General features: G+C 62.3%; 16 protein-coding genes, 1 tRNA gene, 1 other RNA gene and 1 pseudogene. 13 read left to right on the plus strand and 6 right to left on the minus strand.

The window, feature by feature from the left end; all coding sequences use genetic code 11:
• Positions 1–287 precede the first annotated feature (287 nt).
• Entirely contained in the window at positions 288–1598 is a 1311-nt protein-coding gene (locus QP305_RS01915; protein ID WP_284903612.1) for an MFS transporter, read from the minus strand.
• 170 nt (positions 1599–1768) lie between these two features.
• Between QP305_RS01915 and cysS the strand changes: the two genes are divergently transcribed.
• The 4 genes from cysS to QP305_RS01935 are packed head-to-tail and all read left to right on the plus strand — an operon-like array spanning position 1769 to position 6379.
• The gene (gene cysS / locus QP305_RS01920) at positions 1769–3292 is read left to right on the plus strand and encodes a cysteine--tRNA ligase (RefSeq protein WP_284903614.1); all 1524 of its coding nucleotides are present in this window, start codon (positions 1769–1771) and stop codon (positions 3290–3292) included.
• A gap of 7 nt (positions 3293–3299) precedes the next feature.
• Complete coding sequence (gene rlmB, locus QP305_RS01925; RefSeq protein ID WP_284903615.1) at positions 3300–4322, plus strand: 23S rRNA (guanosine(2251)-2'-O)-methyltransferase RlmB; 1023 nt, start codon at positions 3300–3302, stop codon at positions 4320–4322.
• Positions 4294–5838, plus strand: coding sequence for a hypothetical protein (locus QP305_RS01930; protein ID WP_284903616.1), 1545 nt, complete (start codon positions 4294–4296; stop codon positions 5836–5838). Before rlmB ends, QP305_RS01930 begins: the two co-directional genes overlap by 29 nt.
• Positions 5831–6379 (plus strand): ASCH domain-containing protein, encoded by a 549-nt coding sequence (locus QP305_RS01935; RefSeq protein WP_087070329.1) that lies wholly within the window; start codon positions 5831–5833, stop codon positions 6377–6379. Before QP305_RS01930 ends, QP305_RS01935 begins: the two co-directional genes overlap by 8 nt.
• A 9-nt stretch (positions 6380–6388) precedes the next feature.
• On the opposite strand, the gene QP305_RS01940 is transcribed toward QP305_RS01935, so the two are convergent.
• Positions 6389–6985, minus strand: coding sequence for a LytR C-terminal domain-containing protein (locus tag QP305_RS01940; RefSeq protein WP_284903617.1), 597 nt, complete (start codon positions 6983–6985; stop codon positions 6389–6391).
• A gap of 409 nt (positions 6986–7394) precedes the next feature.
• On the opposite strand from QP305_RS01940, the gene QP305_RS01945 reads away from it, so the two are divergent.
• The 4 genes from QP305_RS01945 to QP305_RS01955 all read left to right on the plus strand — a co-directional run bounded on the left by QP305_RS01945 (position 7395) and on the right by QP305_RS01955 (position 10532).
• Positions 7395–8963 (plus strand): uracil-xanthine permease family protein, encoded by a 1569-nt coding sequence (locus QP305_RS01945; protein WP_284903619.1) that lies wholly within the window; start codon positions 7395–7397, stop codon positions 8961–8963.
• Positions 8964–9242: 279 nt separating this feature from the next.
• Positions 9243–9560: a hypothetical protein gene (locus QP305_RS01950; RefSeq protein WP_284903620.1), complete on the plus strand. Its 318-nt coding sequence runs from the start codon at positions 9243–9245 to the stop codon at positions 9558–9560.
• Positions 9561–9933: 373 nt separating this feature from the next.
• Positions 9934–10155 (plus strand): type II toxin-antitoxin system HicA family toxin, encoded by a 222-nt coding sequence (locus tag QP305_RS08700; RefSeq protein WP_350309591.1) that lies wholly within the window; start codon positions 9934–9936, stop codon positions 10153–10155.
• Positions 10152–10532 carry a hypothetical protein gene (locus tag QP305_RS01955; RefSeq protein WP_026429023.1) on the plus strand — a complete coding sequence of 127 codons (381 nt, stop codon included), beginning with the start codon at positions 10152–10154 and terminating at the stop codon, positions 10530–10532. Before QP305_RS08700 ends, QP305_RS01955 begins: the two co-directional genes overlap by 4 nt.
• A 513-nt stretch (positions 10533–11045) precedes the next feature.
• Here QP305_RS01955 and QP305_RS01960 read toward each other — a convergent pair.
• From QP305_RS01960 to QP305_RS01970, 3 genes are all read right to left on the minus strand, one after another.
• Positions 11046–11130 (minus strand) — tRNA-Ser (locus QP305_RS01960).
• 187 nt (positions 11131–11317) lie between these two features.
• Complete coding sequence (locus tag QP305_RS01965) at positions 11318–11914, minus strand: YbaK/EbsC family protein (RefSeq protein ID WP_284903623.1); 597 nt, start codon at positions 11912–11914, stop codon at positions 11318–11320.
• Between the two features lie 24 nt (positions 11915–11938).
• Entirely contained in the window at positions 11939–13087 is a 1149-nt protein-coding gene (locus QP305_RS01970; RefSeq protein WP_284903625.1) for an acyl-CoA dehydrogenase family protein, read from the minus strand.
• Between the two features lie 188 nt (positions 13088–13275).
• Between QP305_RS01970 and ffs the strand changes: the two genes are divergently transcribed.
• The 5 genes and pseudogenes from ffs to QP305_RS01995 all read left to right on the plus strand — a co-directional run bounded on the left by ffs (position 13276) and on the right by QP305_RS01995 (position 19545).
• An RNA gene (gene ffs, locus QP305_RS01975) (signal recognition particle sRNA small type) lies at positions 13276–13372 on the plus strand.
• Positions 13373–13448: 76 nt separating this feature from the next.
• Positions 13449–16229, plus strand: coding sequence for a DNA polymerase III subunit gamma and tau (locus tag QP305_RS01980; protein WP_284903853.1), 2781 nt, complete (start codon positions 13449–13451; stop codon positions 16227–16229).
• A pseudogene (recR, locus tag QP305_RS01985) lies at positions 16229–16834 on the plus strand (recombination mediator RecR); the annotation flags it as partial. The gene QP305_RS01980 and the pseudogene recR, both read left to right, overlap by 1 nt.
• 393 nt (positions 16835–17227) lie before the next feature.
• Positions 17228–18493, plus strand: coding sequence for an aspartate kinase (locus tag QP305_RS01990; RefSeq protein ID WP_087070336.1), 1266 nt, complete (start codon positions 17228–17230; stop codon positions 18491–18493).
• On the plus strand, positions 18490–19545 hold the full coding sequence (locus tag QP305_RS01995; protein WP_284903627.1) for an aspartate-semialdehyde dehydrogenase: 1056 nt from the start codon (positions 18490–18492) through the stop codon (positions 19543–19545). The genes QP305_RS01990 and QP305_RS01995 overlap by 4 nt, the downstream gene beginning before the upstream one ends.
• 75 nt (positions 19546–19620) lie before the next feature.
• Here the strand turns inward: QP305_RS01995 and QP305_RS02000 are convergent, their stop codons facing one another.
• Entirely contained in the window at positions 19621–20877 is a 1257-nt protein-coding gene (locus QP305_RS02000; protein ID WP_284903636.1) for a DUF4032 domain-containing protein, read from the minus strand.
• Between the last annotated feature and the right edge of the window lie 85 nt (positions 20878–20962).

The following is a 20962-nucleotide window of genomic DNA, read 5'->3' on the forward strand; positions in this document are numbered from 1 at the left end:
GCGGGGCGTCTTCGTTTCACGGCGCACGCTCGTTTTGAAGCACAGGCGCGTTTTGAGATCCGTGTGAATGAAGCGGTCCGGGAATTCTCCCGGGCCGCTTCACGCATTAAAGTTCGACGACGCTGCCAGCTGGCCCGGGGCGCCTCGGGGCAGAAAAACAAGTCGCTCATGGTGGGTTGTCCTCAGCTCGCAACAGGGTGCACATCCACGCACCATTTTGGCCCGATTTCTGCTCTGGGCTTGCACTACGCGAGCCCGACGGGCTTCTCCGGCGGCCGATGCCAGAGTTATCGCCGCCCGGCGCGCAGCGAACCGTAGAAAGCGGTCAGCCCCACCGCGAGCACCGCGATAATCCCGAGGATTCCGTAGTGGGCCGCGGCGTCGCCGCTCACTCCCGCCAGCGAGCCGAAGCTCATAATCGCAGCAGAATAAAGCGCCGGAGTGAGGAAAGAAACCGCGCGGCCGGTGGTGGCATAGAGGCCAAAAAGCTCGCCGCTATTCTCCCGGCCGGCACGCCGCGCCAGGTAGGTACGCGAAGAACTCTGGACCGGCCCCACGAAAATGCACAGCAGGGAGCCAAAGACCCAGAAGAGGGATTTTCCGGCGTCGTGCATAAAGAACAACACGCAGCCGCACGCGATCATCAAAGTGAGCGACATCAAAATAACGCGGCGCGCACCGATAATATCTTCCAACCACCCGAACGCAATGGTCGCAACCCCCGCGATCACGTTCGCCGCGATGCCGAAAATCATGACTTCCCCGGGAGTGAAACCGAAAACGCGAGCCGCGAGCACTCCGCCGAAGGCGAAGACGCCGGCCAGGCCGTCGCGGTAAATCGCGGAAGAAATGAGGAACCAGAACGTGGAGCGATCCGCGCGCCACAGCCGCGCAATAGAGCGGAAAATCGCCCGGTAGGCGGCGATGACACCGCGGGATTGTTCCCCGCGCGGGGCTTCGTCGCGGGACAGCACCATGAGCGGGGCGGAAAAAACGAGCGTCCACAGCGCGCACGCGATCATGCATACGCGGATGTTCATGCCGTTCGCGCTCGTCACCCCGAACCAACCGGTATCCGGGCTGATGAAACCAATAAAAAGGATGAGGAGCAGCACGATACCGCCCACGTAACCCATGCCCCAACCGAAACCGGAGATGCGGCCCAGGGTGGACGGCGTGGAAATATCGGTGACCATCGCGTTGTAGACCACCGAACCGATTTCGAAAACAATATTGCCCACGGCGAGCAGCACCACCCCGAGCCACAGGTAGGAAGGCGAGGGCGCCACCAGGAACAGCAGCGCCATGCACACAATCGTGACGAGCGTGGTGAGGGTGAGGAGGGAATTCTTCTTCCCCGACCGGTCCGCCCATTGCCCCACCGCAGGCGCGATAAGCGCCACGAGCAGCCCGGCCAGCGCCAGGCCCCAGCCGATCAAAGCATTGGCTTGGGTCCCGAAGAATTTTTCGTTAGAAAGATACGGGGTGAAAACGAAAGTCGTGACGACGGCGTTAAAAGCTGCCGATCCCCAATCCCACAGCGCCCACGGGAGCACGCGGCGGTTGAAAAGAACGGAACGCGCGGAAGTGTTGTGCATGGCTTCATCGTAGGCGAGGAGGGTAACGAGGCGTTGAACGGCGCTCGCGAGGGAGTGGTGCGGGAATAGGTACGACGGCGCAGCTGCGGCCACCAGGTACTAGCGCCGTCTCGGTACACCAGCAGAGGAAGGGCGCTGCCTGGCCGGCAGGGAGCGGGTAAACTGACTACGTGAGCTTCAAGATCTATGATTCGTCAGCCCGTGCCGTCCGGGATTTCGTTCCCCTGGAACCCGGGAATGTCAGTGTGTACCTGTGCGGTGCTACGGTGCAGGGGTCCCCGCATATCGGGCATATTCGCTCCGCCCTGGCCTTCGATGTGCTGGTGCGGTGGCTGCGCCGCTGCGGCAATGAGGTGCGCCTGGTGCGTAACGTCACCGATATTGACGATAAGATCCTCGATAAATCGGCGCAGGCCGGTGCCCCGTGGTGGGCCTGGGCCTACCGTTTCGAAAAGGAATTCAGCGCTGCCTACCGCACCCTCGGCATCCTGGATCCCACGTACGAACCGCGCGCTACCGGGCACATCCCGCAGATGATCACGCTTATTCAGGAGATTATCGACGCCGGCCACGCCTATGTAGGCAAGCCCGGCAATGTGTATTTCGACGTCGCATCGCTACCCGATTACGGTTCCCTCACCCGCCAAAAGCTCGAAAATATGGTGGTGGATGAGGAAGGCGGGGAAGCCGATAAGCGCAATCCGCATGACTTCGCGCTGTGGAAGGCCCCCAAGCCGGGCGAACCGGAAAGCGCGGCTTGGGATACTCCCTGGGGCCGCGGGCGCCCGGGCTGGCACCTGGAGTGCACCGCGATGTCCACCCACTACCTGGGTAAGGAATTTGATATTCACGGTGGCGGGATCGATTTGCGTTTCCCGCACCATGAAAATGAGCAGGCGCAGGCCCATGCTGCCGGGCGGAATTTCGCGCGGTACTGGATGCATAACGCCTGGGTGACCGTTAATGGCGAAAAAATAAGCAAGTCGCTGGGGAATGTCGTCTCTTTGGAGGATGTTACCGCGCAGGTATCCCCGGCGGTGGTGCGTTTCGCGCTGGGAACGGTCCACTACCGCTCCACCGTGGACTACTCGCCGCAAAACCTGGCGGAAGCCGGGGTGGTGTGGGAGCGCCTGGCCGGATTCGTGGAACGCTCGGTGGCTGCCACTGAAGAAGTAGCGGCGGAAGAAATCGCGGCGGTGGGTCCGGCGGATCTACCCGAAGCATTCGTGCGGGCCCTCGATGATGACCTCAATGTTTCGAGTGGGCTGGCCGCGATCCATGAGGAGGTGCGCCGCGGGAACGCCGCGCTCGCGGAACGGGACAGCGCCGAAGTGCGCGCCGCCCAGGTGCGGGTGCGGGCCATGCTCGATGTGCTCGGCCTGGATCCCCTGGCTGCCCCCTGGCGTAATTCCAGTGGCGCTGATAAAGCAACCGCGCGGGCGCTGGGCGCCGTCGTCGATACCATGCTGGAGGAACGCGCGGCCGCGCGCGCCGCGAAAGACTGGGCCCGGGCCGATGCGCTCCGCGATGCTTTGCACGCGGCCGGCATCGCGGTGGAAGATTCGGCGGACGGCGCGCACTGGCACCTAGAAAACGCGCAAAAAGCCGCTACCGGCGCGGAAAAGGCCGCGGCAGGTGCGGAACAACCCGCCAGCGCAACAGCAGAGCCCGCCACCGGCGCGGAAGAAAAGTAGGAGAAATATGGGAGACGGACGCACCCGGCGCCCCAAGGGCAAGAAGCGCGCTACGGTCGGCTCGGGCGGGAACAACCGCCGGCGCCTGGAGGGCAAGGGCCCCACCCCGAAAGCGGAGGAACGGGTCTACCACAAGGCCTATAAAGAAAAGCAGGTGCGCGATGCCCGCAAGGCGCAAGCCGAGGCGCGCGAACGTTCCAGCTTCAAGCTGCGCCGCGATCTGCACACGGCGCCCGGCCACGAACTCATTTGCGGGCGCAACCCGGTACGCGAAGCGGTGCGGGCTGGCGTGCCCCTGACCAGGGTCTTTATGCAGACTTCCGCGGTGGGCGATGAGCGCCTGGCGGAGCTGGTGGCCCAAGCAACCGCGCTGGGCGCCCCGCTGGTGGAAGTTTCCCACGGGGAGCTTGACCGCATGACGGATAATGCCGTGCACCAGGGCGTGGCTATCGAAGTGCCGCCTTACGAGTACGCGGATGCGATTGAGGAAGCGCGCGCGGCCCTGAAGCGCCACGAGGAGGGCGGCCCGCTGCCGCTTTTCGTGGCTCTCGACTCGGTGACCGACCCGCATAATCTGGGGGCGGTGCTGCGCAGCGCGGCGGCGTTCAACGCGGACGCGGTCATCGTGCCGGAGCGCCGCGCGGCCGGGGTGAACGCCACGGTGTGGAAGGTGTCGGCCGGGGCGGTGTCCATTGTGCCGACCGCGCGGGTCACGAACCTTGCTTCCACGCTCGATGAACTGAAGAAAATGGGATATTTCGTGGTCGGTTTGGACGGCGGCGGCTCCACCACGGTGGAGAACCTCAGCTTGGCCGATACCCCGCTGGTGCTGGTGACCGGTTCGGAAGGGCGCGGGCTGGCGCGGCTCATTCGCGATAAATGCGATGTGATTGCCTCGATTCCGATTGCCGCGCGCATGGAATCGCTCAACGCCGCGGTCGCCACGGGAATTTCGCTCTACCAGGTCGATCGGATCCGGGCACGGATGAACGGAGGGGACAATGTATCAGTGGAGGCCGGTTCGCGGTGAGGTGCAGCGGCTCGACCAGAGCCTGACCAGCCCCGCCCAGCTCGAGGAGTTCTTCGCGCGCGAAGGCGTGGTGGTCCGCGGGGATCACGACGGCGATATTTTCCGTTTCGAAATCGCGGTGACCGGCAAGCGGCGCCGCGTCGCCACGATCCGGAGCGTGCTGGAAGCGGCTGAATCGGATGGGTCTAGCGGCACATCGGCGCCGGCTGGCGAGGAAAACGCGGTGCATTCCGGAAGCGGTGAGGATCCCGAAGCCGGTGCGGATGCCGATACCGGCGCGAGCGCTCGGGAGGAAGAACCCGGCATCGTGCCCGGCCTCAACCTTGTGGATTTCGCCCAAAAAATGGATCACGAACTGCGCAAAATCCACATTGAGGTGGATGGTTACGTGGTGTACCCGAATATTGATTTGGGTGAAGTGGATGTCACGGAAGCGGATCTCGCGTACGCGGATGCGCACCTTCAGCACGACGCCGCCGCCGCTCACGCGGCGGAACCGGCCGCGGCGAACCCGATAGTGGAGGAAACTCAGGCTTTCGCTCCGGTTTCCGATTCCCCGCTGCTGCCCGGTGATGAAGGTAAAATCCCGACCATGCACAACGGGCCCATGGTGGCTATTTCCGATGTGCCTTTCGCGCGGGTGCCGGGCCTGGCGGCTCGCATCAAAAAACCGGTGGCTGTTTTCGCGCACGGGAACGCCAATGTCATGGTGGCGGATGTGCCCCTGGCTCGCGACGCGGAAATCGGACGGCGGCCCGGATTCGTGATCGTGCTTTCCACCGCGGGGGCGGCGCCCAGCTGGCGCAACCCGGTTTTGGTCATCCGGCAGAACTCCGGGATCACCTACTGGAAGTGGCTGGATACCCTCCAAGATCTTCCGCACGTGGAAGCCAATAGTGCCGCCGCGGCTTTCTCCCGGGAAGAACTGGGAGCCGGGGCGCGGGTGCGGCGTATTCTCGATGATTTCCCGGAGGTGGATGCCGGGGATCTCACCGAGGCGCTCACCGCCCCGGTATCCGAAGCGGTGCCGCGCTTCCTTGAGGTGTTGGGCCTGCCGGCAGCGGTGGGTGAAGTGCTGCGCGGGGCGCGGGAAGCCGCGGATATTCCGGCGGATATTCCGGAAGCGACCGTCTTCACACCGCAGGCTTTCCCGGAACGCATGAAAGCATCCCTGGCCTATGAGGTATCCGGCTACGGCTCGGCCCCAGCCGGAATGTGGAAAGTGTACCGGCGCCTCTACCTGGATCATCCGCGGCTGCTGGAGATTATTTCTTCCGCGCAGGCCGGGCTGGGCTTGGCGATGGTTATCGCCGGGGCGCGGCGCTGGAATAAACGCGGGTATCGCGCGCTGACCATCGCGGGCGGGGCGCTGGGCGCTAATGCCCTGGTGCGCATTCTTACCACCCAATGGCTCAACGCCGCACTGGAGGCCGAAGGTTTGAACCCGGGGCCGGCGAAACGCACATCCGAACCGTCCGAACTGTCCGAGCCGTTCGAGGAGGGCACTCATGAGTGAGAACACCCAGGTAGAAGGCTTCCTCGAAGCTTTTTGGGCCCGCGCGGTCACGCGCGGGAAAATCAACCCGCTTGAGGTCATCACCGGTGGTGAATCAATTTCCGCTTTCCGGCCCCCGGCATTTAGCTTCGGTTTGACCTCCGAAGAGGCCACCGAGATTGCTGAACTTATCGTGGCGGGGAGGAAAACTGCGACGTCGAGCTGGGCGGATAGCTACCGCGCCGAAGATGTGCCGCTCCCCGAAAAAGGCGATTTGGCGATTGTGCTGGATGGGGAAGAACGCCCGCGTGCCCTTATCCGCACCGATAGCGTGGAGGTCATGCCCTTTACAGAGGTCAGCGCGCAGATCGCGCAGGCTGAAGGCGAAGGTGATTGCAGCTTGGAGAGCTGGCGCGCCGCCCACACGGAATTCTTCCGGGCGGAAGCAGCAGCGGCCGGGCTGGAATTCGATCCGGCCGGGGATGTGGTGGTGGAGCGCTTCACCGTGCTCTACTCGGACCGCGATGATCACCTCGGGCCCGGCGCGGTGGCCGGCAACTAAGCTAGCTGCCTACTTCCGCGCCTCGCTCACCGGCACGCAATTGCCCGGGGAAGTAAGCTGCCCATCGGTGAGCTGGGCGGCAGCATCTTCCGGGCTGCGCAGTGCATCGAATTTCTCACCCAGGATCACCGTGACCGTTTGACCCGTGGTGTCATTAGAGAAGCCCACGACCGAATCAGGAATGAAGGTTGCCAGGGTGTAGGCCGCAGCCAGGCCATCGGGTCCGGCCTGCACAATCGCACCGTATTTATCTACACCGGCTGGCCAGTTCGCCGTCGTCCCTACCGTGACGCCCATTTCCGCGAGGTTATGTGCAACCTCCGCCGCAAGGCCGCTCGACGACGTTGAGTTATACACATTCGCGTTAATTTTAGAGAGCTCCAGCGGCGTGGTGGGGCCGCTCAGGCAGGGGATGGTGACCTCATCGGGATCCGGGTCGGCCGCGAATTCCTTATTGATCGGGGAGGGGATAATGCCGAGCCAGATGAGCAGGCAGAGGGCAAAAACAAGTGCGAGCGCCCCGGACACGATGCTGAACACCACGGTCTGGCGCTGCTGGATCTTACGACGGTAGGCCTCGCGGGGCCCAAGATGCTGCTGGGTCACGGGTTTAACGCTAGTTCACCGGCCCCGAAAAAGCAGCTGCGCACACTGGGAGATAGCCCGCACTGTTCGGCAGCTCCGTTGCCAAGCAGCGCTGCCGCCCCGCGGCCAACCCCACCACCGCCACATCCGTCGCCAACCGTCTCGCCAAGCCCGGAGGTGTGACACATCCCATGTCACCTTGTTTACGTAGAGTTTACCTAGTTTTTGAGCGGTAGCGGCGTCGTCGCCCCTGTGAAGCGAGCCGCGCGGGACTTGCACCGTCCGCAAAAAGCCATACACTAATTCAGGTTCAAACGAGTGTGGGCGGGCCGGTCGCCACGCGGTATCCCGGTCGCGCCACTGCGAGATTGCGAACCCATTCCTTCTATGCGCGGGTAAGCCCGCGCGAAGAGCAACGAGGAGAGCATTCATGGCACAAGTATGGAAACTTCACGGCGACGGTGTGCGCATCGCGCCGGGTGAGGTGGTTCAACCGGACGAACGGCTGGGGTGGCCAGCCACAATCGGCATTGGAATGCAGCACGTTGTTGCAATGTTTGGCGCAACGTTCCTCGTTCCCTTACTAACGGGTTTCGATCCTTCGACGACATTGTTCTTCACGGGATGCGGAACCCTTCTTTTTATCCTTATTACCGCCGGAAAATTGCCCAGTTACCTGGGCTCTTCTTTTGCCCTCATTGCGCCCATCGGCGCGGTGACCGGCTACACCCAGGGCGGCGGCCCCATCGATTCGCACGGGATGGCGCTCGCGCAGGGTGGCATTATTTCGACGGGCGCGGCCCTGCTGCTGGTCGGCCTGATCGTGATGGTCTTCGGCGCGGGGTGGATCGATAAGCTCATGCCCCCGGTGGTGACCGGCACAATCGTGGCGCTCATCGGCTTCAACCTGGCCCCTGCGGCCTGGAATAACGTCAAGGCCGCGCCGGTGACCGCGGTGGTGACCATCGTGGCGGTGCTCGCGGTCACGGTCCTCTTCAAGGGAATTATCGGGCGCCTGTCCATTTTGATCGGTGTGATTATCGGTTACGTATGCGCCTGCATCCGCGGCGAAGTGGACTTCTCCGCGATTGGCGATGCCAGCTGGGTGGGTATCCCCACCTTCCACGCCCCGGCTTTCGATGTGTCCACCCTCGGGCTGTTCGTCCCGGTGGTGCTGGTGCTCATCGCGGAGAACGTGGGCCACGTGAAGTCGGTGTCCGCGATGACCGGGCGCAATCTGGACGGTGTGACCGGCCGGGCGCTCTTCGCCGACGGCCTGTCCACGGTCTTCGCCGGCGCGGGCGGGGGCTCGGGTACCACGACGTACGCGGAAAACATCGGCGTGATGGCCGCGACCCGCGTCTACTCGACCGCGGCCTACATCGTGGCGGCGGTCACGGCCCTGGTGCTGTCCATGTTCCCGAAGTTCGGCGTGGTTGTTGCGACGATTCCTCCCGGGGTGCTGGGCGGCGCGGCCACGATCCTCTACGGCATGATCGGCATGCTCGGGGTGCGTATCTGGGTGCAGAACCGCGTGGACTTCTCCGACCCGGTCAATCTCAATACCGCCGCGGTGGCGATGGTGGTAGCGATCGCGAATTACACCTGGACGGTGGGGGATATGGTCTTCGAGGGGATCGCGCTCGGTTCCTTCGGTGCCATTATCATCTACCACTGCATGCGCGCGGTTTCGCGCCTGCGTGGTACGTCTCTTGAACCGGCGACGCCGGCCTCGGCCCCCGCGGGTGCGGAGCTTGCGGAAGGTCACCTGGAGCGGTCCTGGGATGTTCAGCCTGATGGGAAGCTGGCGCGCACGCCGGCGAGCCAGCGGGTGCAGAGCGCGCCGGACCTTGCGGAGCTCGCGGAAATCGCGGGGATTGCGGGGAATGCGGAAGGCGCGACGCGCGCGGGCGATGCCGCCGGAGCGGATAACGCGAGCGGCGCGGACGTTTCGCGCGAGGCTTCGCGCGGTGCGGACGGAACGCACGCCAGCAATTAGCCGCACCTTGTAGTACGACGGCGCGGCTAGGCGCCCTGGACTCGCGCGAATGATGTGGCGATTCGGGGTAACAGTTGGGCCGGCCTCAAAAAATAAATGGATGCACGCGGGGCGGGAAGCCGAAGAAGCTTCCCGCCCCGCGGTGCTTATGCCGTGATGGCTGATCAGAGCGTGTGGTTGAAGTTGGTATTTTCCACGCCGAGCAGCTCGAGGGTATCAGCCGACGGTCTTCGTGATTAGCTTGAGCTACGGTGGTCACGTTCATTCATGAGGTGGCCCATGTTGTCGGAATCAATTTACTCCGCAGGCATCAGGTGCCTACAGGGTAAATCGAAAGAATTTCTAGATTTTCCAGCTATTACCGCAGCTTTGGCAAATGGCCATTTTGCCGCCCTTGGTTTTCGTTCGCATGGTCCCCTCAGATTTCTTCCAAACGAGGTTGGACATTCCTACTGTTCCAATGGCTGTTATTTTGCGCGCGGCATTGTTGAGGTGGCCGAGTCCGCCTACGCCCTTGCGGGCAGTGCGCTGACCGCTTTCTACGAATTGCACGGAAATGTTGTTGCTACCGCATCCGGAGCACTGCAGTGGTGCTGACATAACTTCCCTCGTCTTTGGTTGTATAAATAAAGCGGCATGAAGTTTTGCGTTACTTCATCGATGAAGCGCCCATCAAAGCGCCGCGGTACATATCTTACCGTCCATAGCCATCGAAGGTGTGGGTCGTTGAGCTGGGTGCCTATGTTCATATATGAGAGGTGAGTGGGCAAGTCGTACTGCGCTGGAAGTGCTGTAATCATCAAGATGCCCAGTAGTCACACGTGTCCCAGCGGGGGTGCTAGGTGTTCTCAGACCTGTACTGCACTTGTCGCACGTGCGCAGTACATCTCGGAAAAACCCCTTGTTCCTCGGGGTCCGGGAAGCTTGGCTGTTTAGCTACTTGACACGCTATCGTTTAGCGACTAAATTCATGGGTGTGAAGGCGAGAGAAATCAACAAGCGCATCGAGCGAGCGGGAGGCGAATGTGTCCGGCAAGAAGGTTCACATCGCCGCTACAAACTCACGCGCGATGGACGGACCGTTTTCGCAACTGTCCCACAACATGGGAGCCACGACATTCGCATCGGAACCCTGAAAACCGTCGAAAAACAACTCGCCCCAATACTTGGGAAAGGATGGCTCACAAAATGAAAACCTACCGCGTTACTGTAACCCGCGAGGAAACCGACTGGCTTGGTCAGTGTGTGGAATTTCCCGAAGCTGTAGACTTTGCCCCCACCCTCAAAAAACTATGCAAAGGAATGATGGATGCAATCGTTCTCGCTGCAGATTTACCCAGCGGAGCTAAATTCAATATCCAGCTAGAAGCTGGTGAAGGCTTAAGCCCGGAGATTCAGGTGGCGTTCGCAATCGCTAAGAGGCGGCTCGAGCTCCAAGTTGAACAGGCCCGTCTGCGGGAAGCGACCTTGCATTCCATCCATGTTTTGCGGGAGGAAGGGTACTCTACGCGGGAGATCGCGTCGGCTCTCGGTATTACTGCGGGGCGTGTCAGCCAGCTGGCTGCTTAGCTTTCGAACGTCCCCCTTTTATCCATTTAACCGGAGTTGAGCTGCGCCGGAGGGTGTGCCCACTGGAACTTACGTTGTCCGCGCTTTCGACGTTCTGACCACGGCAAGACGATATGTCAGACGCTGGACAGAAGATGTGGACAAAAGATCTGATGAGATTTACTTTCCGTCTGTTCGATCAGATGATGATGAGAAACAGCCAATCGAGCGGAATGCTTCATTGATAGTAGCCATATCGATATTGGACGGGTCTAAATCGTTGCGAAGTTGGAAGAGTTCGCTGCAGGGTGCACCGTCTCTGATGCCGGACTCGATATCGTTGATGATGTCGCCGTCCGTGCTACAGCCGGAGAGAATCAGTATTACAGAGAAGAAAATCCCAGTTTTTTTCGAAACCTCATGCCCTAAGTATACCTAGCGAGTATCAGACTTACAGGTAACTGTACCCGCGGCATTTGACTTGAAAACCGATAAATATTTAGAGCGTAACTGAAACACGAAGTTTCTTAACGGCGGAGGATGGGGGATTCGAACCCCCGAGGGCTTGCACCCAACACGCTTTCCAAGCGTGCGCCATAGGCCACTAGGCGAATCCTCCAGGGCAGTTTTAAACTGCCTGTACAGCTTAGCGTAGATTCGGGCATGAGCACCACTCAGCATGATGAGGTGATGCCCACGTTATTCGATCACCAGCTAGTTTGATCGCCGATTATTCAGTCGCCAGTCAGTTCGATTCCCGATTACTCAATTGCCAACTGCGTGATTGCCGCCTGACTGATCACCGATTACTCAATCGCCAAGTTGCTCAGCACGTGTGCGCCGGGTAGCTGCGCGAGCAGCGCCCCCGGCACCACGAGCTTCGAGCGGCGCAGTCCCGAGCCGATAAGAGCCGTCCCGCCAGCCACCCGCTCATCAATGAGGAGATTCCATTCGGCCGGAACCCCAACCGGGGAAATCCCGCCGTACTCCATACCCGAAGCTTCCACCGCTAGCTCGGTAGGCCAGAAAGAAGCCTTGCGAACGTTGAGGAACTTCTTCACCACGTGGTTCACATCCGCGCGGGTAGTTGCCCGCACCACGCAGGCAGCCACCCGTTCCTGACCTTCACGCTTGCCGGCCACCAGCACGCAATTACACGACACCGCCAAATCGAGCCCGTAATGCTCAGTCATCGGTTCGGTATCCGCGAACTCCGGATCAATCTCCGTGACCAGGGCCTGCGCTGCCAGCTCAGGATGGTTCTGCGCAACAGCCTGCAAACCCGCCGCCACCGGCGCGGCCAGCAAATCCAGATGCTCAAGCGCCGGCTGCCAGGGAAGATCACCGAGCAGCGCACGATCCACATTCGCGCTGTAAGAAACTTCGGGTACGGATTCACTCATATAGATACTCCTTGATTTCTGAGGCTAGTTCTCCTTACGCATGACGGGCCCGAGCACCAGGCTGGCCCAGGAACCGTGCAGGGATTCCTGATCGGAAGGCTGGAAAAGCCCGGCCAGCACATCGCGGTAGAGCCGCGAAAGTTCATGACCCGCGTAATACGAGCTTCCCCCGCACGCACGGATGCATTCTTCCACGGTGCGCAGCGACGCTTCCGCCGCCACATTCTTGGCCGCGGAGAAACGCGGGTATTCATCCGCCCCGCCCAGCTCCCCGCTGTCAATATGCGCGGCCAGTTCGCGTAGCTGCGGACCCACCGCGTTCATTGTGAGCGCGGCTTCCGCAATGCGCCAGCGGATATCGGGATCATTTGCGTAAACATCATTGTGGAGGACCGAGCGGCGCTTCTTAACATGCTCCACCGCAACCTCAATGGCGCGCTCACCAATGCCCTGGTAGGTGGCCCCGAGCAGAATCTCAAAATTGGAGAAGATGCCGTAAACAACCGGTTCCTTATTCGGGCCCGGCGCCACGATCCCCAGCACGTTTTCATCGCGAAGTAGCGCGCCGTCTAAAACCGTGGAATTGGATTGGGTGGCCCGCATCCCGAGGGTGTTCCAATCGTCCTTGATTGCGAAGCCGCCGTCGCCCCGTTCAACCAGGCCGAAAACGTCACGCACCCCGGAGTCATCCTTGAGCGCGCCGAAAGTCATGAGGTAATCCCACGCGGGCGCGAGGGATGTGAAAACTTTGGTGCCGTACAGCCGGTATCCCGCCTCATCGCGTTCGGCTCGGGTGAGCGAACCGAAAAGCACCAGGTCATTACCAGGTTCAGAAATACCGAAAGCGAACAGCTTACCGGCCGCGGCTTCGCGCAGAATCTTTTCCCCGGCGGCTACGCCGTTGCGCACCAGGTGGCGGCCGAGCCCCACAATAATCTGGTGCATATTAATGCCCAGCGCAGTGGCTGGAGCGTACTTGGCCAAACGGGTCTGTTCCGCGCAAATCTCCACCAAGCTCAAGCCGGCCCCGCCGTATTCCTTGGGGACAAAAGCGCCGTAGTAGCCGGCCTGCTTCAAATCTTCGTAGTCCTCACGCGGGAATTCATTGGCGGCATCCACCGCCGCCGCCCGCGAGCGCAGTGTTTCCAATAGATCTTCGGTAAGGAAAGCCATTGATTCTCCCTGTTGTTGTGGACGACGGCGATACTCCCGCCATCGCGGGGACCGCCCACTCACGCTAGAGAGTGTACCGCGGGCCTCCGACACAAAAAATGGTGAAAATGAAGCCGGGGGTCTCCCCGTGTTTCTCCCCGTGTTTCTCCCCGTGTTTTGCATTCCCCGCGAACTCGTTTAGACTGGCACCTGACTCCCCACGTGGCGTCATCTTGCAAAACTCCCCCAGGGCCGGAAGGCAGCAAGGGTATGCGGGCTCTGGCGGGTGCGTGGGGCGTCTTGTATCTACCATCTTGTATCCACAGGTTTTTTGCGCGCGTGATTCGTGTCGTAGGTACCCCGTAGACTGATACTCGTGAGCATGGCATTGTATCGGCGGTATCGCCCGGAGCGTTTTCAAGATGTTATCGGCCAGGAGCAGGTAACTCGTCCCCTCATGGCTGCGTTGCGCGGGGAGCGCACGGTGCACGCTTATCTCTTCTCCGGCCCGCGCGGGTGCGGGAAAACTACCTCGGCGCGCATCCTTGCCCGCTGCCTGAATTGTGCGCAGGCGCCCACGGATACGCCGTGCGGGGAATGTGCCTCGTGCCGGGAACTGGCGGGGGATGGCCCCGGTTCGCTGGACGTGGTAGAAATGGACGCGGCCAGCCACGGCGGGGTGGATGATGCCCGTGACCTGGTTGAACGCGCGGCTTTCGCCCCTAGCCGGGATCGCTACAAGATTTTCATTATTGATGAAGCCCATATGGTCACCACCCAGGGTTTCAACGCTCTGCTCAAACTCGTGGAAGAACCTCCGGCTCATATCAAGTTCATTTTTGCCACTACGGAGCCGGAAAAAGTTATCGGAACCATCCGCTCGCGTACTCATCACTATCCGTTCCGCCTGGTCTCCCCGGCGCGCATGGAGGAGTACCTCTCACAGATTTGCGCGGAGGAAGGCATCACTCCGGAACCGGGGGTGCTCGGTTTGGTAGTGCGCGCGGGCGGGGGATCGGTGCGTGATTCCCTTTCGGTTCTGGACCAGCTCATGGGCGGTTCGGAAACGTCCACGCTGTCGTATTCTCAGGCGGTTGCGCTGCTGGGTTATACGGATAGTGGCTTGCTGGATCGCGCGGTCACCGCCATTGCGGAAAGTTCGGGCAGCCAGCTTTTCGGCGTCGTCGAAGAACTTATCGGCGCCGGGCATGAACCGCGCCGTTTCGTGGAAGATCTGCTCCAGCGCCTACGCGATCTGATCGTCATCGATTTGGCGGGGGAAGCCGCAGCGGATGCTTTGGGCGAATTGCCGCAGGATCAGCTGGCCGCTATGCGCACCCAGGCGCAGGCGCTGGGTGCGGCGCGCGCCACCGAAAGTGCCGAGCGTGCGAACGAGGCGCTTTCCGCGATGGTGGGCGCTACCTCGCCGCGCTTGCAGCTGGAATTGCTCTGTGCCCGGCTTTTGCTTCCCGGCAGCGGGGCGGCGCCTTCGGGGAGCGGTTCCGGTGGTGCGGCGCGGGAAAGCGGCGCGGCACGGCCGGTTACTGGACCCGCGGCAAGTGGCGGAAACGCGCGGAAATCTCCGCAGGATATCGCGCGGGAAAAGGCACGGGCAGCCGCCGCCGCGGCCGCAGCGCAGCGCGGGGCCCCGGTAGTTCCGGGTTCTGCTAGCGTTCCGGCTGCGTCCGCGCCGCGGCCTGTTACTTCCGTTCCGGTACAGAACGACGACGCCGCAACTCCCACCCAGCCCGCTCCTCAACAGGCTAAGGAATCGCCCGCGGCGCCAGCTGCGGATCAGCCGGTGGAGCAGCCCGCGCAGCCGGTGGAGCAACCCGCGCAGCAGCGTGCTCCGCAAACGGAAGAACATCCGGTTCAGCAGGCTGTTCAGCCAGCCGGTGAACCAGCAGCGCAGCAACCGCGCGAAGGTGGCGTGGAGCAGCCGGCCGCCCCGGAGGAATCAGGGCCGGATCACGCTGCCGAGCTCACGGCCCGGTGGGCGGAGGTAACCTCATCCGGGCGTTTCGCCCAAGCGATTTTCTCCGGGCCTACCAGGGTGCTCGGCTCGCGGGGAAACCAGGTTGCCTTGGAATTTTCATCAGAGAAGGTGCTCGGCGCCCTCCAAGATCCGCGCAACGTGGAGCGTTTGAGCGCCCACCTTTCGCATTTCACCTCGGTTCCGGTCACCGTGCGGGTTATTGCCGCGGCCCCTCAACAGGCCAATGCCTCGGGGCATTCGGGTGATGCGGGTCAGCCGGCTAACGCAACGGTTGCGGAGAATCCCCAATCGTCAGTGGCAGCTCAGCCGCGCCCGAGCGGTCCCGATGGCGGTGGTGCCCACCCAAAAGCTAATGCCGCCACCGCGGCGGCCGCTACCGCTCCTGCTCCCGCCAGCCCTGCCGGCGCTCCCGCAGGGCGGAACGCAGTACGTGGCGCTGGCAGCGCGGCCGCGGATGATGAGTGGCCCGAACCTGAAGAACTCTCCGATCCGGATGACGCGGAAGACTACCCGCCCAGCCGGCAAGCTACGGCGCCCGGAAATGCGAGCTCTGGCGTGACCGGTGCGAGTACGGCCAGCTCTGGCCCGGCTAATTCCGGATCAGCTAACCCCGGTGGGGAGATTCCTTTCTATCTTCAAAACATGCCCATGCCGCAGCCTTTCGCCAGCCCGGGCGATGTGCCGGCATCCCCGGGAAGCCCGGCACCAGGCGCAAGCCAGCCCGCCGCAGGGCAGGTAGCTGCGGGGCAGGCCGCCCCGAAGCAGGCAGCCGCACCTGAGCCCGCGCAGGATTTCCATATCCCGCGCCCGCCGCAGCGCACCCAGGAAGTCCCCACTTATGACGCCCGGGAACACCTGCGCCAGCTTCGCCACGGAGCAGCGGGGGGCAACGCGCCCGCGGGTAGCGCGCCCGGCGGTAGGGGAACCGCGGGCCCTGGGCTCAGTGTCAATGTGCCCACCGCGCCGGCCAGCTCCGCGCCAGCCGGTCCGAACAGCCCGCATAATGCCGCGCCGCGGGCGGGGGTGGGGTATTCTACTGAGGAGGATGATGTCTCCTTGGACGATCCCACAATCGAGCAGAGCAATGTTGTCGGGCTGCAAGTTGTGGTGGAAATGCTCTCAGGAACCATCGTTGAAGAAATTGATACCGCACAAGGAGGAATGTAGTGGCGGGGGTGTATGACGGTGCCGTGCAGGAGCTCATTGATGAGCTCGGGCGCCTGCCGGGCATCGGCCCGAAAAGCGCCCAACGCATCGCCTTCTACCTCCTCGAACAAGAAGAACCTGAAGTGCGGGCGCTCGCGGAAGCCATGCTCCGGGTCAAGGAACGGGTTCACTTCTGTCAGATCTGCGGCAACGTGACCGAAGCCGATATCTGTTCACTATGCTCGGATACCCGGCGTAGTGATGCCGTGATCTGCGTCGTCGAAGAAGCCAAAGACATCATGGTCATCGAACGCACCCGCGAATACCGCGGGCGCTACCACGTTCTAGGCGGCTCCATTAACCCCATCCAAGGCATCGGCCCGGAGGACCTGCGCATCCGCGAACTCCTCACCCGGCTCCAAGATGGCCGCGTCACCGAAGTCATTATCGCCACCGACCCCAATATTGAAGGCGATGCTACAGCGGCCTACCTCATCCGCCTCCTCACCCCTATCGGAATCGCGCTTTCCCGTCTCGCCTCCGGACTCCCCGTAGGCGGAGACCTCGAATACGCTGACGAAATCACACTCTCGCGCGCCTTCGAAGGTCGCACCCGCATTACCAGCGGCGCAACCGTGCCTACCACCACTGACACCGGCACAGGCACCGGCACCACCACAAGCACAGAAACCACCGGCACGGAAACCACGAGCACGCCCGGAACGGGCATGACAGACACGGGACGAATGCCCTCGGTGGTTCCGGGCACCACGCCTTCCGCCCCAGTCGCGGAAACGCACGGCGAGCACAACTAAGCAGCTCAGTCCGGGATCACCGTAAAGCACAGCGCCCCGCCCCAATGAGGCACCTCGCACAAGGCGATGCTTCGCATAATGCGGCTCCTCGCGCACGCGAGCACCGAGCAGGAGAACAATCTCACCTGAAAATCTCGGAAAGCCACCCAGGCGGCCCCGCGCTTCCAGTTACCATTAGTAAGTCTTGGAAAAATAGGAGTTAATGTGGCACTCATCGTGCAGAAGTTCGGGGGATCCTCGGTCGCCGATCCCGCCGGACTCAGACGAGTGGCGAAACGAATTGCCCAGACCAGCAAAGCCGGAAACAAAGTCGTTGTTGTGGTTTCCGCCATGGGAGACACCACCGATAATCTCTTGGACCTCGCCCACAACGTCACCGACAACCCGCCCGCGCGGGAACTCGATATCCTCCTCACCGCGGGAGAACGGATCTCTATGGCCCTCCTCGCCATGGCCGTCAATGATGAAGGCGTCGCGGCGCACTCGTTCACCGGCCAACAAGCCGGCCTGCACACCGATGCACGCTACGGCAATGCCTCCATCACCGGGATCGTTCCCGAACGCATTTTCCGGACCGTGCAAGACGGCGCCGTCGCCATTATTGCCGGATTCCAAGGCGTGAACGACACCAATGACGTCACCACCCTCGGGCGGGGCGGCTCCGACACCACCGCCGTGGCTTTCGCCGCCGCCCTCGGCGCGGACGTATGCGAAATCTACACGGACGTGGATGGCGTGCTCTCCGCGGACCCGCGCATCGTCCCCGCGGCCAGCCAACGCCGCGAACTCAGCTACGAAGAAACGCTAGAATTAGCGGCACACGGAGCGAAAGTGCTCCACCTGCGGGCGGTGGAATTCGCCCGGAAATTCAATGTGGCCTTGCACGTACGATCATCATTCTCCGAGAACGAAGGGACGTGGATAGTGGAAGAAACCGCGAAACAGGGCGGATATGAAGACGCCGTCGTCGTCGGAGTGGCACACGACCGCAACCAGGGCAAAATCTCGGTCACGGGCGTGCCCAATCTTCCCGGATCCGCCGCGAAAATCTTCTCCTGCGTGGCCGAAGCGGACTGCAATATTGACATGATCGTGCAGAACACCGCGCTCACTCGCGTGGGCCTGAGCAATATTTCCTTTACGGTGCCCCGCGACCAAGTGGACCTTGCCGTCGCCGCGCTACGCGCCAACCAGGCCGAATTCGGTTTCGAGGACATCGCCGTCAGCTCCGAAATCGGCATCCTCTCTATCGTGGGCGCGGGCATGCGCTCCCACAGCGGCGTCTCCTCCAAGCTGTTCAAAACCCTGGGGGATAACGGCGTGAACGTGGATATGATCAGCACCTCGGAAATCCGCATTTCCGTGGTGGTAGACCCGAATGTGCTAGACGCGGCCGCCCGCGCGGTCCACACCGCCTTCGGGCTGGACGCCAGCGAAGAAGCAATCGTTTACGGAGGGACAGGCCGATGAGCATCACCTTGGCAGTAGTGGGAGCAACCGGGCAGGTCGGGCGGGTTATGCGCGCCCTGCTGGAAGAACGCGACGTTCCGGTGGACCGGGTGCGGTTCTTTGCGACGGCGCGCTCAGCCGGCACCGAACTGCCCTTCCGCGGCAACAACATCGTGGTGGAAGATATTGCCACCGCTGACCTGGCCGGCATTGACATCGCGGTGTTCTCCGCTGGCGGGGATGCCTCGCGCACCTACGCGCCGAAGTTCGTTGCGGCAGGTGCCGTCGTCGTCGATAATTCTTCCGCGTGGCGCCGCGACCCGGACGTGCCGCTCGTCGTATCCGAAGTCAATCCGCAGGATATCGCGCGCCGCCCCAAGGGCATTATCGCCAACCCGAATTGCACCACCATGGCCGCGATGCCCATCCTCAAGCCGCTGCACGATGCCTACGGGCTCACTCGCCTGATCGCCTCCTCCTACCAGGCGGTCTCCGGTTCCGGGGTGCGGGGCGTGCACGAGCTAACCACCGGGGTGCGTGCCGCGCTGGGCGGGGATGTAGAAGCCCTCGCCTTGGACGGGCACGCCGTGGAACTGCCCGAACCTGAGGTGTACCGGGCCCCCATCGCTTTCAACGCTGTCGCTTTTGCCGGGAACCTCGCCACGGACGGCAGCGGCGAAACCGACGAAGAACAAAAACTACGCAACGAATCACGCAAAATCCTCGGGATCCCGGACCTCGCGGTAGCCGGAACGTGCGTGCGCGTACCGGTGTACACCGCGCACGGGATGTCCGTCAACGCGGAATTTGAGAAGGAGGTCGACGTCGCAGCTGCAATCGAGCTCCTCAAAGGTGCTCCCGGTGTAGAAGTGGTGGACCTGCCCAATCCGCTCGATGCGGCTGGGAAGGATGCCTGCTTCGTGGGGCGCATCCGCCGCGATCCTTCGGTGCCGGGCGGGCGCGGGCTGGCCTTCTTCTGCGTGGCCGATAACCTGCGTAAGGGTGCGGCCCTCAATACTATTCAGCTGGCTGAGCTGGTCATCAAGGAGCTCACGGAGAACGGCGCGGCCTAGAGCCTAGGCGCGGCACCGGTGCGCCTAGCTCGCGGCACCGGGCGCAGCGGTCGCGACCTGCGCAATAAGCGCGCCTTATTCCGGCGTGGCCGTGACCGCGGGGATCTCCCCGGTGGTTTCCCCATCCAGGAAGGTCGATTCGTCACGCCGGTGGCGCAGTACTTTCTCCACGAAGGAGGCCACGGCTTCGGCCTGCGGCACATCGCGCTGCTGGTCTTCGGAGATGAACCAGCGGTGTTCCAGGATTTCGTGGAAGAGCTCGGCCGGCTCCAGTTTCGCGGTGAGCTCGGGCGGGATCGCGGCCACGGTCGGTTCATAAACATCGGCGAGCCAATCGTGGCCGATCATCATGTCGGATTTGCCGCTCTTATTGTGGAGGGCGGCGTATTCGTCAATATCGTTGAGGATGCGGCGGGCCTGGTTTTCTTCCACATCCAGGCCGGTCAGGCGCCACACCTTGCGCGAATAGTGCCCGGCTTCCACGATCTTGGGTTGGATGAGGAGGCGGTCTTCATCCGGGCCGGAATCGATAGCGATTTCATCCACGTCAAAGCCCAGGTCGTTGAGGCGGCGCACCCGCTCCGTCACCTTCCACTTTTCATCCGGGCCGATGGCCACCTGCGCGGTGATTTCCTCCCATAGCTCGAAGTAGCGATCCGAGAACGTATCGCCCACCCCGATGGTATCGAAATCTTCGGGAAGCACCCCGCCGGCCTGCAAGTCCATGAGCTCGCCAATAATATTCGTGCGGGCCACGTCGATATCGTATTCGCGTTTGCGCTGGGTGATGGGGCTGTAAAGCTCCCCGGTTTCCGCGTCCACCAAATACGCGGCGAAAGTTCCCGCATCGCGGCGGAAGAGGGTATTCGACAGCGACACATCACCCCAGAAGAATCCGAGGAGGTGGAGCCGCACCAGCAGCACAGCCAGCCCGTCGATGAGCTGGGCGATGGTGGCGCGCCGGTGCTGCTGCCCGAAAATCGCGCGGTAGGGCAGGGAGAAGGGGAGATGCTCGGTGATGAGGCAGGCGTTGAGGGCATTGCCTTCCGCGTCGGTGCGTTTGGATACCACCGCCACCGGTTCCACCGAGGGTGCCCCGAGGCGCTTGAGGGTGCGCAGCAGTTCGTATTCGCGTACCGCCACCAGTTCGGAAATCTCTTTAATGGCGATGATCCGCCCGGAGAGCCGCACGAAACGCACGGTGTGGCGGGAAATACCGCGCGGGAGCGCAGCGATGAGATCACGCGGCCACTCTTCGAGCGCCACGTTCCACGGCAGATCGAGGAGATCAGGTTCAACGCTAGCCGCCATAATGGATAGCGAGGATCGCATGAGTGTCCTTTCCGGGAGTAGCTGCGGCTTAATCGTAGCCGAAAGCTCGAGAGCCCGGCGCGTTCGGGCGCGCTCGGGTAGTTCG

Source organism: Actinotignum timonense (genome assembly GCF_030216305.1).
Classification (GTDB): domain Bacteria; phylum Actinomycetota; class Actinomycetes; order Actinomycetales; family Actinomycetaceae; genus Actinotignum; species Actinotignum timonense_A.

Coding starts and splice junctions, on each gene's coding strand:
- QP305_RS01995 (WP_284903627.1), top strand. CDS start 18,490: ATGAGCATCACCTTGGCAGTAGTGGGAGCAACCGGGCAGGTCGGGCGG.
- QP305_RS02000 (WP_284903636.1), bottom strand. CDS start 20,877: ATGCGATCCTCGCTATCCATTATGGCGGCTAGCGTTGAACCTGATCTC.
- QP305_RS01945 (WP_284903619.1), top strand. CDS start 7,395: ATGGCACAAGTATGGAAACTTCACGGCGACGGTGTGCGCATCGCGCCG.
- QP305_RS01980 (WP_284903853.1), top strand. CDS start 13,449: ATGGCATTGTATCGGCGGTATCGCCCGGAGCGTTTTCAAGATGTTATC.
- QP305_RS01955 (WP_026429023.1), top strand. CDS start 10,152: ATGAAAACCTACCGCGTTACTGTAACCCGCGAGGAAACCGACTGGCTT.
- QP305_RS01965 (WP_284903623.1), bottom strand. CDS start 11,914: ATGAGTGAATCCGTACCCGAAGTTTCTTACAGCGCGAATGTGGATCGT.
- rlmB (WP_284903615.1), top strand. CDS start 3,300: ATGGGAGACGGACGCACCCGGCGCCCCAAGGGCAAGAAGCGCGCTACG.
- QP305_RS01950 (WP_284903620.1), top strand. CDS start 9,243: ATGTTGTCGGAATCAATTTACTCCGCAGGCATCAGGTGCCTACAGGGT.
- QP305_RS01930 (WP_284903616.1), top strand. CDS start 4,294: ATGTATCAGTGGAGGCCGGTTCGCGGTGAGGTGCAGCGGCTCGACCAG.
- QP305_RS01935 (WP_087070329.1), top strand. CDS start 5,831: ATGAGTGAGAACACCCAGGTAGAAGGCTTCCTCGAAGCTTTTTGGGCC.
- QP305_RS01970 (WP_284903625.1), bottom strand. CDS start 13,087: ATGGCTTTCCTTACCGAAGATCTATTGGAAACACTGCGCTCGCGGGCG.
- QP305_RS01915 (WP_284903612.1), bottom strand. CDS start 1,598: ATGCACAACACTTCCGCGCGTTCCGTTCTTTTCAACCGCCGCGTGCTC.
- QP305_RS08700 (WP_350309591.1), top strand. CDS start 9,934: ATGGGTGTGAAGGCGAGAGAAATCAACAAGCGCATCGAGCGAGCGGGA.